This window comes from Blautia caecimuris, from assembly GCF_024622975.1.
GTDB lineage: Bacteria > Bacillota > Clostridia > Lachnospirales > Lachnospiraceae > Blautia_A > Blautia_A caecimuris.
The window spans coordinates 37,880-53,256 of record NZ_JANJZT010000001.1 but is presented as its reverse complement, the minus strand read 5'-3'; the positions used below and the strand labels follow the sequence as shown (position 1 = coordinate 53,256).

12 protein-coding genes are annotated in these 15,377 nt (G+C 40.6%); 2 read left to right on the top strand and 10 right to left on the bottom strand.

Annotated elements, in window-relative coordinates; all coding sequences use genetic code 11:
• Positions 1 to 36: 36 nt before the first annotated feature.
• The 10 genes from NSA57_RS00245 to NSA57_RS00200 form a co-directional block, all read right to left on the bottom strand.
• Positions 37 to 384, bottom strand: coding sequence for a hypothetical protein (locus NSA57_RS00245; protein WP_257463666.1), 348 nt, complete (start codon positions 382 to 384; stop codon positions 37 to 39).
• A 153-nt stretch (positions 385 to 537) separates the two neighbouring features.
• Positions 538 to 912, bottom strand: coding sequence for a zinc-ribbon domain-containing protein (locus NSA57_RS00240; RefSeq protein ID WP_257463665.1), 375 nt, complete (start codon positions 910 to 912; stop codon positions 538 to 540).
• A gap of 21 nt (positions 913 to 933) precedes the next feature.
• A complete protein-coding gene (locus NSA57_RS00235) occupies positions 934 to 1,524 on the bottom strand; it encodes a hypothetical protein (protein ID WP_257463664.1) in 591 nt (196 codons plus the stop codon).
• Between the two features lie 38 nt (positions 1,525 to 1,562).
• Positions 1,563 to 3,539, bottom strand: a complete 1,977-nt coding sequence (locus tag NSA57_RS00230; protein ID WP_257463663.1) for an NPCBM/NEW2 domain-containing protein — start codon at positions 3,537 to 3,539, stop codon at positions 1,563 to 1,565.
• 124 nt (positions 3,540 to 3,663) lie between these two features.
• Positions 3,664 to 5,253 carry an NPCBM/NEW2 domain-containing protein gene (locus tag NSA57_RS00225; protein ID WP_257463662.1) on the bottom strand — a complete coding sequence of 530 codons (1,590 nt, stop codon included), beginning with the start codon at positions 5,251 to 5,253 and terminating at the stop codon, positions 3,664 to 3,666.
• A gap of 127 nt (positions 5,254 to 5,380) precedes the next feature.
• Positions 5,381 to 5,878 (bottom strand): zinc-ribbon domain-containing protein, encoded by a 498-nt coding sequence (locus NSA57_RS00220; protein ID WP_171026664.1) that lies wholly within the window; start codon positions 5,876 to 5,878, stop codon positions 5,381 to 5,383.
• Between the two features lie 106 nt (positions 5,879 to 5,984).
• Positions 5,985 to 8,567, bottom strand: a complete 2,583-nt coding sequence (locus NSA57_RS00215) for a WG repeat-containing protein (RefSeq protein WP_257463661.1) — start codon at positions 8,565 to 8,567, stop codon at positions 5,985 to 5,987.
• Positions 8,568 to 8,602: 35 nt separating this feature from the next.
• Positions 8,603 to 11,149, bottom strand: a complete 2,547-nt coding sequence (locus NSA57_RS00210) for a WG repeat-containing protein (RefSeq protein WP_257463660.1) — start codon at positions 11,147 to 11,149, stop codon at positions 8,603 to 8,605.
• A gap of 78 nt (positions 11,150 to 11,227) precedes the next feature.
• Entirely contained in the window at positions 11,228 to 11,491 is a 264-nt protein-coding gene (locus NSA57_RS00205) for a zinc ribbon domain-containing protein (RefSeq protein WP_257463659.1), read from the bottom strand.
• Between the two features lie 2 nt (positions 11,492 to 11,493).
• Positions 11,494 to 12,990: a hypothetical protein gene (locus tag NSA57_RS00200; protein ID WP_257463658.1), complete on the bottom strand. Its 1,497-nt coding sequence runs from the start codon at positions 12,988 to 12,990 to the stop codon at positions 11,494 to 11,496.
• Positions 12,991 to 13,259: 269 nt separating this feature from the next.
• Between NSA57_RS00200 and NSA57_RS00195 the strand changes: the two genes are divergently transcribed.
• Both NSA57_RS00195 and NSA57_RS00190 read left to right on the top strand, forming a co-directional pair.
• Positions 13,260 to 14,759, top strand: a complete 1,500-nt coding sequence (locus NSA57_RS00195; protein ID WP_257463657.1) for a helix-turn-helix domain-containing protein — start codon at positions 13,260 to 13,262, stop codon at positions 14,757 to 14,759.
• Positions 14,760 to 14,833: 74 nt separating this feature from the next.
• Entirely contained in the window at positions 14,834 to 15,370 is a 537-nt protein-coding gene (locus NSA57_RS00190; RefSeq protein WP_257463656.1) for a phosphohydrolase, read from the top strand.
• Positions 15,371 to 15,377: the final 7 nt, after the last annotated feature.

Here is a 15,377-nt window from a genome sequence, read left to right as displayed (position 1 = left end):
CTCACATAGCGTCTGAAAAATATCCCTTTATTTCTTTTATTCCGGTCTTACCAGCTCCAGCCTTTTCAGAACAGGATAAAGATAGCTGGCGCCGAATACCCCCAGTTTTTTCGGTCCCTGTACGGGAAGGGGAAATTCCTCTCCTCCCTGCCGCCTCTCCTGCAGTTTCCTAAAAACCATTTCCACACTGCTTCTGGTAATGCTTTTACTGTTTACCTTTCTGTCCACAAAAATCTCATTTCCCCGGATTTTATAATGAAACTCAAGTCCCCGTGCCGTATAAAACCTTTCGCCCTGCATCAGGCACAGAACAGCCCAGAGCTTATCCATCGTAAAATCATTTTTCAGTTCCTCTGATATTTTCTTCCCTGTATCTTCTGTCATAATTCTGCCACCCCATGTAAAAACCGTTCATTTTTCTTTTTATTTTATCATCTGAGAACCGACAAAACAAGCCGGAAGCAGGTATTATGTAAAAACAAAACGGTGTCTCCTGCCCTAACACGGAAGCAGAAAACACCGCTGCAAATTTCACTTTTACATCATTGCAGATAATAACGAACATCCGCTTACTGAAACAAGAAACAGAAAAACACATGCTACAATCAGACTGCAAAAATAAGCTCTGGCGAAGTTCTTCAGATTGACGTTTGGATTCACGCCGAAAGCAAATACCAGGGCAATGATCCAGCCAACAAACGGAATGGCAAACAACAGGCTGTATCCAAAATATCCCCACATACCAATAGGACGATATTCCACCGGCAGATCTTCAACTGAAATTTTCCTCGATGCCGGCGGCACAGACGATGTTCCTCCTGATGATGTACGTGAACCTTCCAAAGGCTCTCCGCATCTCCTGCAGTACCTTGCGCCCTCCGGATTATCAATTCCACATTTTCTGCAAAACATACTCTTTCCTCCCTGTTATCCCTATTTCTGTATATTTCGGTTAATCATCCGATCTATAAAGCCAACTCTGAAATTATTACAGTGAAATGCCTGGATTCCGGCTATCAGAAGAACCAGATCTCTGACGATCAGACATGCGTAGTTCAGGAAACTGCAAAGATCCTGTACTGCCATCCGATCCAGAGGGCCGGCATCCACCATCATTATCAGATAATTGAATCCTGAAATTCCATTTTCCACCATTGTAATTCCTGCCGCTATTGCGCCAAAAATGCACACGATCAAAATCGCTTTTGCAGCTACTGCACGAAGCCAGCGGTCTTCCTCTTTTAAAAGTACATAGCCTGCTGCCACGACAAGGATCGTGTTACTGATCAGTCCGCTGAAATAGATCATCATTGCCGCAAGTCCCACTGAAATCCCAAGCAGAGCCATTGGTTTTACAGGCTCTCTGTTTACATAAGACCTTTCCTCAGTATTTCGACCGTATCCTCCGTTTTCCGGCTGCTGTGAATACCTTTTTTCTCCTACTTCCACTCCTGTTGCTTCCCCGCACCATGGACATACAACCTCATCATCTTCAAACTGTTTACCGCATTTTCCACAAAACATTTTTTTCCTCCCTGTTTTCTTCTTTTTTATGATATCTGTTAAAAAATATCATCCTTATCCTTTTTTTCATTTTTTTTGGTTCCGCCAAAAATATCATCGCCGGATGCCTCATCTTTCGACCTGTCTTTGATATCCCTGATTCCGTTCCTGCAAAATTCTTTTATATTTGCAACAGTGATCTGGATTCCTTTTTGCCTCATAAGGATCACAATGATTCCAACCAGGACTCCAAGAATCACCAGAAGCGTAACAACCGGTTTCACCCATACCCATGCATATACCTTTTTTGTCTCCTCAGAAAAACAGCCGCTGCATATACGTGTTTTTACAATCGGTGCATTCCATACGCTTCCTTCTACCGTTACCCATTCTCCAAACTTATGCTTTGTTTTTGGAATTTTTTCTACTTTTATAGTTTCACCACAGTAAACGCATCTTTTTACCTGGGTTCCTTCATAAGTACAGGTAGGCTCTTCCTGCACAAACCACTCTTTTTCCTGTTTATGCTCCAAAACAGGGATTTCCCGGGTATCCAGCCATTCTCCACAATACTTACAGTAAACAGATTCCTCGCCTGCTGACCAACAGGTTGCCTCTGTTTCTACTTCCCAGTCGCCAGGTTCATGTTCTGTTTCCGGAATATATTCCGTATCACAGATTTCCCCGCACACCTTACAGTGCCGAACCTTCTTGCCCTTATCCTCACAGGTGGGTTCTGATTCCACTTCCCAGTCGCCAGGTTCATGTTCCAGCTTGTCCAGAGTCTTTTCTTCACATACTTCTTTGCATACTTTACAGTGCTTTACTTTTTTCCCTGCCTTTTCACAGGTTGCTTCTGCCTCCACTTCCCAGTCTCCCGGTTCATGCTCCAGCTTGTCCACTTTTTCTTCAGCACACACCTTTTTGCATACCGTACAGTATTTTACCCGTTTTCCCTCTGCTTTGCAGGTTGCTTCTATCTCTGTCTCCCAGTCGCCGGGAGTATGTCCCAGAGCTTTTGTCTCCTGAGTGTTACAAATTTCCTTACATTCTGTACATCGCTGTACCTTTTTTCCTGCTTTATCGCAGGTTGCTTCTGTCTCGGTTTCCCACTCTCCCGGAGTGTGATCATGACCTTTCAGAACATCATCCACCACGCACAGGTATCCGGCCTTGCCCACTACTCTGATTTTCATTACTTTTACATTTGTCACATCCAGATTTACTTCCACCGGTTCCGTGGTCCTGCCTATTCCATTCTGTTCAAATGCAAGCTGGTCATCCAGATAAATCTGTACGTTCATATTACAGTTGGTAGTTGACTCTTCATCAATAATCAGTTTACCGGAAAAGGACAGATATTCCTGATTCAGGTTATAGAGGGCATAGGATTCTGACTCTGAAGTCATAGGATTCTTAAAGTACTGTCTTCCTTTATGTAAATTTCCAAAGGTGTCCTTCTGTATACAGGTTTTCTGCTCAAAATCAACGGAATCAATAACTGTCAGCTCCTCAAGAGAAGCATATGTCGGCGGTACCGTCCGTTCTTCAGCCTTAGTAAACTCTGCTTCTGCCAGAGAAATATATTCCTCTCCACTGCTTCGTATTTCCAGGGTTCCCACACCGGTAACATCAAGGTCAAAATCATGCGCTTCCGTCTGCCTTGTCAGCCCCGCCTTACTGTACAGTTCCCTTCCATCTCCGTAAATGGCAATGTCCATCACACAATCTGTATAGACATCCTCCGCAATAACAATCTTACCTGAAAAGCGTGTATACTCGCCATCCAGATTATATACCGCATAGGAATTTCTGCTGGCTTCCATATTTACAATATTCCCGCTGTAAGAATTTCCATAGGAATCTTTCAGTTCTTTTTCCCATATTTCGCATTCATTGCTGTCTTCCATGTGCATATCCTTTAAAAGCACATTTTCTTCCGCATGTGCCACGCTGCACCAGGAAAGCAGAAAGACAAGCATTGCCACAATCATGAGAATATTTTTGTGCACTTTTTTTCTTTTGTTCTGTTCCATTCCTTTATCTCCTTTGACCTGTTTATAAAAATTTTATTTTTTTCAGAAACATTTATCAAGCTGTGGCAAGGGATAGGGGCAGATTATTTTGAAATAAAAAAATTATTAACGTGCCTTCTTCTGTTTACTGCTGATCATGAAAAATATCATCCTGTTGTTTTCTTTTTTCTCTTTTCTTCTTCCTCCAAAATTTTCTCTGGTTTTTCGATATAGTCTGTATCCCTTTCCTCCTTATCAAAATTATTGTAGTTCCAGTCAATACACTGACAAACAGCAGAACAAGTACTGCCGGCTTAACCCATACCCACGTATAAATATTTTTTACTTCTTCTGCATCACAGACATTGCATGTACGTTTTTTTACAATTGGAGCGTTCCACACACTTCCTTCTGCCGTTGTCCATTTTCCGAATTCATGCTTTGTTTGAGGTATTTTCTCTGTTTTTACTGTCTCACCACAATAAATGCATCTCTTTATCCGAGTTCCTTCACTGGTACATGTAGGTGCTTCCTGTTCAAACCATTCATCTTCCTCTTTATGCTCCAGTTTGGGTATCATTTCTTCTGCACACATCTTTTTACATACGGTACAATTTTTTTTTCGCTCCCCCTCTGCGTTACAGGTGGCTTCCGTTTCTATTTCCCAGTCACCCGGCGTGTGTTCCAGAGCCTTTAGTTCAGCTGTATTACATATCGCCTTACATTCTGTGCAACGCCGTACTGATTTCCCTGCTTTTTCACAGGTTGCTTCTGTCACTATTTCCCAATCTCCCGGAGTATGAGCTTTCAGACTATCATCCACAACGCACAGATAACCTTCTTTGCCAACCACTCTGATTTTCATTATCTTCGTATTTGTTACATTCAAATTCACTTCCACTGGCTCAGTGTTCCAACCTATCCCATTCTGTTCAAATGCAAGCTGATCGTCCAGATAAATCTGCACATTCATATTACAGTCGTTATCCGACGTTATATTATCAATATAGTCCGTCATCAGCTTACCCGAGAATGATGAATATTTCAGATCCAAATTATAAAGAGCATAAGATTCCGTATCTGTGTCCATAGAATTATTAAAATACTGTTTTCCTCTATGTACGCCTCCAAACGCATCCATCTGTACACTGGTTCTCTGTGCAAAATTAACGGAATCAACAACTTTCAAATCTCCAAGAGAAACATGTGTTTGAGGTTCTATTCGCTGTTCTGCTTTAGTAAATATTCCTTCTTCCAGAGAGAAAATTCCAACTCCACTGCTTCGTATTTCCAGCTTTCCCACACCCGTTACATCAATATCAAAATTCTGTGCTTCTGTCTCTTTTGTCAGCAGTGCCTTGCTGTACAATTCCCTGCCATCCCCGTAAATGCCAATATTTATATAGAAAAAAAGTGATGTATCATTAATTACAATCGACTCAGTCTTATCCATCACAATTTTCCCCGAAAAGCGTGTATACTGACCATCCAGCTTGTAAACTACATGAGTATCAGAGATTGTACACATCTCTAAGATATTCCTGCTATTGTGATTTCCATTGGAATCTTCAATTTCATCTCCCCCTATGTCAACATATTCTCCTTCCCATTCCTCTATCGGCATATCCTTCAAAAGCACATTTTCTTCCGCATGTGCCACACTGCACCAGGAAAACAGAAAAACAAGCATTGCCAGAATCATGAGAATATTTTTGCACACTTTCTTTTGTTTCATATATTTTTCATCTCCTTTGTACCTTACTTACAATTTTTTCAGGTACATTTACCAAGCTGTGGTAACTAGCAGGGGAAAGATTATTTTATCTGATAAATAATTATCAGGATACTTTAAGTCATTCATTCTAAAAAAGTGTCCCCTCTTTCTGCAGAATCTTTTCGTCTCCGTCTTCCTCAAATAAATGTAATTCATTTCCCTGAAAATCAAAGTCATATACGTATACAAAACTGCTTACTGCCCACTGAAACCGGAATACCAGTTGTCCATCCACAACCGAGTAAGTTCCGTCCTCTCCAAAGCCGATAAAGGTTCCGTCACTGAAAAACTGTATGTCCTCGTCATAATCCACACTGCCGTCATCATCCACTTCATACCATGTTCCCACCAGTCTCTTTTCCGGATCCAAGGAAATTGCGCCTGATTTATTGAAAATTCCAATGACAACACATACAATTGCCAACAACACTACAGCTATAATCACATTTCGTGTAACTGTTTTCTTTGTTTTTTTATTCCTGCTTTCCAGTTCGCTCTTTATGATCTGCTTCTGTACCGGTTTACCGCATCCGGTACAGAAGGAAACTCCATCTTCTAATTTTTTTCCACAATATTTACAGTACATAATTTTCTCCTTTTTCATCATACGTTCTTTTTTACCAAAATCGGTTCCTGGCTGTGATTAAGTAACTCCAAAACAGCAGGGAAGGTTCATGTAAATTGATATCTGCCTATTTGAGTTTATTTCCACAATAGTCCCATTCCTCGCTTTCTCCCTCCTTCGGACTGGTACTTATGTTGCCGCCTCGGGCATTACTAAAAGATATTTCTTTCAGTTCTTCAATGCCATACATGTTCTCAACAATTACCCGGTTATTAATACCAATAATTTTCCAGGATCCATCCTCTCTAACCGTCAGACAGTTGCTATCTCCTGAATTATCCAAAATCTCATATTGATAATCTATTAACACCTCCTGTTGTAAATTCATCAGCCCCTTTTTTCCTTCATCATTCCCCACAACTATTGTTCCATACTTATATTCACCCAGAAATGGCTTGGTGCAATTAATTATTTCCTCACCATTGACATTAATATACCCACACATATTATCCCAGTCCATTACTCTTATGATACCGTCCTCAATATTGACATCTATCCATTTATAGTCCAGTTTTACAATATTTTCACCGTCAGATGTAGCTAAAAAACATTGATCACCTTCATATCCGGTAAGATATCCTCCTCCCAGATAGCTGTCTAACTCCCCATCTGTGATATATAGCTCATTTCCCTTATAATCCACACATCTTCTTTTTCCCTCTTCAGGAATTATAAAAATAAGGTTCGTGTCCCATACAATCCTTTTATATACTGCCAGCGGAACCAGCAACTGCCCGTTTTTATCCAGAATGCCTACCTGATCATTCTCATATATTTCAACATAAAAAATCTCGTTTTGCTCATCATAAGTAATGGCATCATATACCGGTTCCAATATACAGTTGCCATTTTGATCTATAATGCCTGATTCATCGTCCCAGGGAGATCCATCCCCATTTTTATCAACTGCAATTTCAAAAAATTCTCCCATATCATTTTTAATGATATAATCTTCATCGCATGGAATTTCTGTATAAGATCCATTTTTCCGATTCCACAGCTCATATTTTCCCTCTTTTTTTAAAACCAACTTTGACGCATCTTCATTTCCCTTTAAAATATCTTCATACACACAATCCAGTATCATTTCTCCATCTGATATATTCACCAGACCATATTTTCCTTCTCTCTCTATAGTCAATAAGTCTGTCTCTGATTCATTGTTTGTAATAGTTTCAAACTCGGCCCCGTCTGCTTCCCATAAAACATCTGTTTCCAGATTCATAACTCCTGTCCGTTTCTCTTTTTCATACACAATCAACTGTTTATCCGGCAAATACTGAATGTCATCATAAACACACGGAAGAGATATTTTTCCGTCCAAAGTAAGCAGACCTTCTTTGTCATCATCTGTAGCATAAATAAGTCCTGCTCCAATTTTTTCCTTATCAAAAGGATATCTTAAATGCAAAAAACTGTTTTCACCTGATACCATCTCGTTTCCATTATGATCCAGAATAGCTGTTATATTATATAGTCCGTCTCTTTCTACCCTTTTGTATATAAATCCGTTATGCTGTAAAAAGAACGTCTGATATTCCCCAGATATAATTATATTTCCGTCAAAATCTCTTATTTCTGTGGTTCCATCAGATAAATTAATCTGATATCGCTGGCAATTTAAGGAAACATTCGTAATCTGCCCTTCCTGCCAAGTTACCGGATTCTCTCCCGTTACTGTAATAATCTGACTTACCTCATCTCCTGTTACAATATACGCGCCATTATCGTATTCTCCCTGATATATATATGAAATCTTAACATCCGAGAGCTCCAGAATTACTTTCCCTTTTTCATTTATAATCCCCTGCTTTGTATCCTGTTTTACAACAAAGTTTCCATATTCATCACAACTTTCAATATAATCATAGCTTTCTTCACAGATTCTGTTTCCCTCTTTGTCAACAAGAAAATAGTCCGGTCCTTCTCTTACTACGGTGACGTTACTCTCCTTATATGGTGTTATCCCAAACTCCCGCACATAGTCATATACTTTCTCCCCATTTTCGTTAAAAAAGATTGTAGTACTCTCCACGCCAGTTTGATAATCATCGTATATACCAGACCCCGTTTCACCTACATAATACTCTGCCCGGATCAGCCCGTTATCCCCGGGTTCTGACACCATATCATAAATGGGAGGAATCACCTCTTCTCCATTTTCATTGACATATCCAGCTTTTCTTCCAGTATGTCCGCCTTTAATTTTTGTCAGCCCTGTTTCCGGATCTGTCCAGGTATCTTCTTCCGCTGCTGTATTTTCCTTAGATTCTTCTTTTTCTTTTGCCTCTTCCTCTGCCATTACTTTAGCTGCCCACTCATCTTTTGCCCTTGCCTCTTCCTCTGCCAGCGCCTCTATTCTTTTGGCATCAGCGCTCATTGAGTCTTCCAGCTTATCTGTTCCATTCTTCTCCGTATATATCTTATATCCGCCCCAGACCGCAGCCACTGACAGAGCCAGAACTGCGACTGCCCCAATAACCCTGACTGACTTTTTTGGCGTTCTCTTCTTTTGTGGATGATTTGTCTTTTTTATCTTTTCTGGTTTTTCCTGTTCCTTTTTTTCCGGCTGCTTCTGAATCGGCTTACCACATCCGGTACAGAATGAAACTCCATCGTCTAATTTTTTTCCACAATATTTACAGTACATAAATTTCTCCTTCCTTTTTTCACAACAAGGTCTTTTTAATAAGAATACGTTCCTAGAAGATTCCCACTATAATCATAAATGTCCCTTTCACCTTCATAGCTTCCGATCGCTGTCATTGTTCCCATAGAGCCCATACTGATATCTTCATAATCTGAGTCTATGATTCTCTCACCGCCCAGATCAAGGACTCCCCAATATCCATCTTCCTCCACTTTAAGCACATTTGGAGCATAGGAACTGTCAATATTTTCATAATCACAGTCTATCAGCATGTCTCCCTGAAGATTCATTGCTCCCCATTCTCCCTCTTCATCCATCACTACTGCAAGACCATTCCAGAAACAATATGCGCTCGTAAAACTACATGGAATTATTTCTTCTCCATCTGCATTGATGTATCCGTACTCAGCATCTTCATTTTGTACACATATGATTCCATCCCTTTCATCCGGAGCAATCCATGCATAATCCAGTTTTTGAAATTCTCCGTCAGCCATTGTATATAAACGGCATTCTCCATCCTCATATGTTGTTATGTACCCCAATTCCCAAAAGTTCTCCGGACAGGCTTCCTGAGAAATCACAGTATTTCCTTCATAATCCAAAATTCTTGCATTTTCCCCTTCTGGTCTTGCAAAAATAGCTTCCGAACACCATTCAAGGTCTTCATAAACATCTAATGGAACAATAATCTCTCCGCTTTTATCATAAATGCCGGATTCGTTCTCTGTGCGAACCAAAAAGATTTCCTCGTATTCATCATAATAAATCTCTGTATAAATGAGGTCTATGATCCTGTTTCCCTGTCTGTCTATAATCCCTGTTGTCATTCCATCCCTTACTCTTAGGAAGTCACCCAGCTCATAACCATACACATCAATGGCTTCTCCGCCTGACCCCATATGGAATCCGTCAATGGTATAATTATCGTTGTTTGGGATTTCTGTGTATTTTCCGTCCTTCTGATTCCAGAATCCGTATTTTCCATCCCTGGAACAGAACCAGCTTTCCTGAATCTGACTATCCTTTGATATCATGCTGTACTGACATTCCAGCATTACTTTTCCGGTAATCATATCTACAAGGCCATAGTTTTCTCCTCTTTTTACAAGAAGAAGATCCTCCGTATTCTTTTTATCCTTTGCATTAAAAACATAAGCATAGTCGTAAGCCTGTTCCCAGAGAATCTCACATTCCAGATTCATTGCGCCAACCATTTTTTCTTTAGAATAAACAATTATCTGTTTATCCGGCACGTAAAAAATCTGATCATAAACACAGGGAAGCTCTATCTTACCATCCAGCGTAATCATTCCCTGTTTTGAGCGATACTCATCTGCCCCCCGTGTATACACAATTCCTGCTCCAATTCCGTCTGACGAAAAACAGTTTACTGTCTGAAGATAGCCCTTTTCGTTTTCCCGGGGCAAAATTTCCTGTCCATTAGGATCATAAACCGCAGAACTGTCACTTTTCTGCATACAGCCATTGGGGTAAAGGATCACAGATCCATACTCCTGAGAAACGATCACATTTCCACTGAAATCTCTTATTTCTGTCATTCCATTCTCAAGATTGATCTTATATCTTTGCTGACCTATGGAGACGTTCTCAATCTGTCCCTTCTGCCAGGATACCGGAATCTCCCCCTGCTCTGTTATGATCAGACTGGAGCCGTCCCCCATCACAAGATATACACCGTCTTTATCTGTATACAGTCTGTCTATTGGAATAATCCTGACATCCTGAGGTTCTATAATTTCTTTTCCCTCTTCATTTACAAGTCCCAGATCGCCTCCCTGAGTTACAATAAAATTCCCATAAATGTCAGCGTCCCCGATGTACGTATAGCTGTTTTCACTGATCCGGTTCCCCTGACTGTCTACGATAAAATATTCCGTACCTTCCCTTACGGCGGTTGACTGATGTTCCCCAAATCTTCTTACATAATCGTATACCTTTTCTCCTTTTTCATTATAGAAAAATGTAGGTATTATATTATTTTCAGAAAAAGCTGTCGGTACCAGCTGCTCCGCCCGGATCAGTCCATTTTCCCCTGGTTCTGACACCATATCATAAATGGGAGGAATCACCTCTTCTCCATTTTCATTGACATATCCAACTTTTTTTCCGGTATGTCCGCCTTTGATTATTGTCAGCCCTGTTTCCGGATCTGTCCAGGTATCTTCTTCCGCCGCTGTATTTTCCTTAGATTCTTCTTTTTCTTTTGCCTCTTCCTCTGCCATTACTTTAGCTGCCCACTCATCTTTTGCCCTTGCCTCTGCATCTGCCAGCGCCTCTGTTCTTTTGGCTTCCGCACTCATGGAATCCCCCAGCCGGTCTGTTCCACTCTTCTCCGTGTATATTTTATATACGCCTCCAGCCCCGACCACTGCCAGAACCACTGCTGCTGTCACAAGAACCCCGGCTGCCTTCTTAGTCGTTTTTTTCTTTTTAGGGTAATGCTTCTTTTCTGATTGTTCCTGTTTCTTATTTCCGGGCTGTCCCTGAACCGGCTTGCCACATCCGGTACAGAAGGAAACTCCATCCTCTAATTTTTTTCCACAATATTTGCAGTACATAAGCAATCTCCCTTCTTCCGAAAAAAGCACTGCCCTTTATGCAATGCTTTTCCCTGTTTTTGTTCCCGTATCAGTCTTTCACTTTATTCGTGTTCCGCATTTCCTGCAGAAAATGTCATCTCCTGCATAACTTCCGCAATTTGGGCAGTACTGGTTCCCTTCTGAATCACTTTTCCCAATATCCGTTTCCGTCAACAACTCTGTACGGATTCTTCTGATATTATCCCTTAATATTCTGCATTTCTTTTTAAGATCTTCAATTTCATTTTCTACCAGTTCTTTTTTGTTTTCTGCTTCCTGTATCTGTTTCTGATATAATTCTTTCACTGACTGTTCACCCATAATCAGATCTCTGCCTCCCGATTTTCTTTTCCACAAAGAGGACAGTTCTTTAATTTGCGGTCATAAATCTGTCCGCAGGAACACATCCAGTTTTCTCCCTGTGACCCCTCCCGTTTCATATAACTGTCCCCATATTGCCGACGCATTAATTTTAAGTCTTCTGTAACAAAATCGCTGTCCACGGAAAAACCGCTTCCTTCTTCTATGATTCTCGAAAAAACACTTTCTTTCACAATTCGCTGATCTGTACCAGAACCATCTCTGTCAACCGCATATTGTCTGACATATATCTTAGCCTCTTTCAGATCACTAAAATTACAGTCCAGCTGTTTCCCATAAAGCTGACCATTCAGCACTACTTCACTGCCTTTACCGGACGCCGGTTTAAAAAATGTCATAGCAGGAAGTACAAACTTATGGCCGCTGTTTGTGATCACATGGATTTCTGCCTCAATCATGTCAACAGATTGGTGCATAAAACTCATAACTTTCAAAAATGCAGTAAACGAATAACCGGTAAAAGAAAAGCTCTGCCTGATCAGCAGCCTTACTGCCCTGAATGGAAGCACCGGGTCATAATTGGTTACTTCAAGAGGAGTGTCCCCATATTTTTTCTTTTCCTTTTCATCTTCTCCCTCTGCAAGCTTAGCGCATATGTAACCTGCTACAGAGGCGACAAGCACCAGCCATACTCCTGAATCTGCCTTTAGCACTAAATCTGTTCTATTAATATATCCTCCGTAATACCGAAACCATTCTCCACCAAAATCATTCTGGATCCACAGATTCGTAAAAAAACATATAAGCCAGGTTCCCGCTGCACAGACTATCCCCCACAAAGACGCTGATTTTACTTTCTGATACATATAAAGTTCTGAATGATGCTTAATAAGCTCATAAATACACAGTCCAAAAACCAAAAGTAAAATTACCATCAGTATTAAAAACAGTATAAAATCAAGCATAAGAGCAGAACATATATTCGTTTCATAAATCCATCCCTTTCCTCTTGCTCCCTCTTCAAGAAGCGGCAATGATGTAATCATATTAAAAAAATTCAGAGGATAATCCACCTCTGCATAGTCCATGATCCATGCAAACAGTGGCACATTCACCCAGGGAAGAAACAAAGAGCCGCAGCATATCATGCTCAATGCCAGAAAAAGGATTTTAGAATTTGTCCTTTTCGCAGTCTTTTCTGTTTCCCGCTGCTGAACTTCTCTGGCTGTGGCTGGCTCAGACCTCCATTTGCGGCATCTTGCATACTCTCCTTTTTGAAGTCTGGTATAGTTATCCAGCTTCAGATTTAAGTCCTGCTCTTCCTGAAGCGTCTCTTGTTTTTTCTTTTCCAGCTCTGCCTGCTCTTTTTCCAGATCTGCCAATTTCTCAGCAAGTTTCTGTGTTTCCTGATCGTATCCACACTGGCTTACTTTTTGTCCACAGTAAATACAGAACTGGGAATCTCCCCTGATTTCTTTTCCACATCGTAAACATTCCATTCTTTTTCCCTTACCTTTATCATCTTTTCTTTGTCTTTTTCTTATTTTACCTTTGCTTTATGCCTGAGAACAATAAGTGACATCAGTTGTGGGCAGATTTCCTTTGTTTTTTTCAATTTTTTTACATTTTTCTAATTGTGGCATAGTTTGTAGGCAGTTTTTTTCTTATACTTGTCACACAAAAACAGCAATTTTTCTTTTTTCACAGCCAAACTATGATAAAATAATACAGATACACAAGAAACAGAATGTGAGGAAAAATATCTATTATGTCCGAATTTTCAAATATACTCAGTCAGTTTATTCACGAAAAAAATATAAAGGTCTATCCGCTCAGTAAATATTGCGATTTTGACCGTGCCACTATGTACAAAATAATCAACGGAAAACGAAATCCTCCTTCTCGGGATATCATTGAAAAAATGTCTGATTTTATGCGACTGACACCTACCGAAGATGAGCAGTTTAAAGAGGCTTATGAAATTTCCAGGATTGGAGCAAATAATTACTATCGAAGAAAAAGTACAGAAAATTTTCTCATGCATTTTCCGGATAAATTTTCTATTCATACCGGCTCCGCCGCTGATTCCGGTTTCAAAAATGAATCCCGGACGCCTGCCTGTGCCTCAATTCAGACACAGGTAGAATTAAATTATGCTCTCCGCAATATACTGCTGACAGAATCCGGCAAAGGCGAAGGAAAAGCCGCCCTGTTTATGCAGCCTGATCATGAAGGGCTGTTCAGTCTTCTTTCCAGCCTGAATCTGGGATATACACTGGAAATACGCCACATTTTCTGCCTGAGCAACAGCGAGATCCTGAATAAAGACCATGAACTGTATAATCTGGAATATTTTAATAATATCTTTCCTTTATATCTCCGAAATCTGAATTATCAGGCATCATACTTTTATGACAGTATTCATTCACATTTTTTTAATCTGAATGTCCTGCCATATTTTATTGTCACATCCCGGTATGCGGTTTCCTTTTCCTCAGATTACCAGTATGGTATTTTTTACAGCGATCCGAATATCGTAGCTCAGTTCTGGAAAATATTTTATTCTTTCCAGACTAAATGTACTCCGCTTTTTCAGATTTTTCATATGCTTCCAAATAATTTACATATGCTGCAGAATATTTCTCTAAATGCCGCTGACAGTTATCTCCTTCAGCCGGAAGCATGTTTTACTCCGTTTATTACTGACAGGATTCTGGAACATGCGCTTTCTCCCATGCTTCCCGACCGTAACAGACTGCTGCCTCTCATTGGTGCATTTTTTAATAAAAATACAGAAAATCTTGCCAGTATGCATGTTTATTTTACAAAAACGGGAATCCAGCGATTTACACAGACAGGACTTTTAAAAGAAATCCCTTCTGATTTTTATCGCCCGTTTCTTCCCACAGAACGGCTACAGATGCTTCAGAAGCTTCTGCCCTGCTGCAGCCAGGGTACGTACCGTATGCTGAAACAGCCCCTCGATCAGCTTCCAATTAATCTTCACCTTTGTGTAAATGAAACTATGGGTTATTTTTCCTTTGATAACGCCGAAAACCAGACCACCTATCTTATGTTTAATGAGACCGGGCTTCTGTCTGTTTTTCTCGATTATCTGCAGTCACTTGAGGACACATGTTTTTACACACCTGAGGAAACTGTGGATTTCATTAAATGCGAAATCCGCACACTCCAGTACCGGCAGCTGTGCAGTAAAAAGGAAGCAGTTTTACCCCCCCCATCAAAAATTTCAAAACGCACACTTTAACCACTGACGCCTTGCTCCTTTCCCGGAAATATGCTAATCTGAGCATATATGATTTCCGGAGAAAGGAGCTTTTTATGAGTATTATGAACACCTATACCGGCAGAAAATTTGATCCCATGCACATCAAGCCGAAAAATATCTGTCTGGAAGATATCGCGCACGCCCTCAGTTATCTTTGCCGGGGCGGAGGTCAGACTCTGATCTTTTATTCCGTAGCCCAGCACTGTCTCAACTGTGCAGAGGAAGCCCGGGCCAGAGGATGGTCTGACCGCATGATTCTTGCCTGTCTGCTTCACGATGCCAGCGAAGCCTATATCTCAGACATCATCCGCCCGGTAAAGGCGCATCTGTCTAATTATCTTGAAATTGAAGAAATGATCATGAATGTGATCTGGGAAAAATTTAATCTGAATGACCTGTCTTCTGAAGAACATATGGTGTGGAAACAGATTGACAACGATATTCTTTCTGCGGAACTTCCGATTCTGTTCCCGGGTGAAAAAAATCATCCCACCATACCGCTTCAGTCTGTGCCTGATCTGGAAGAGCATCCCTTCCGGGATATGGAAAAACAGTTTCTGGCTTTCGCACATCAGCTGGGGATACAGTAAAAACAGC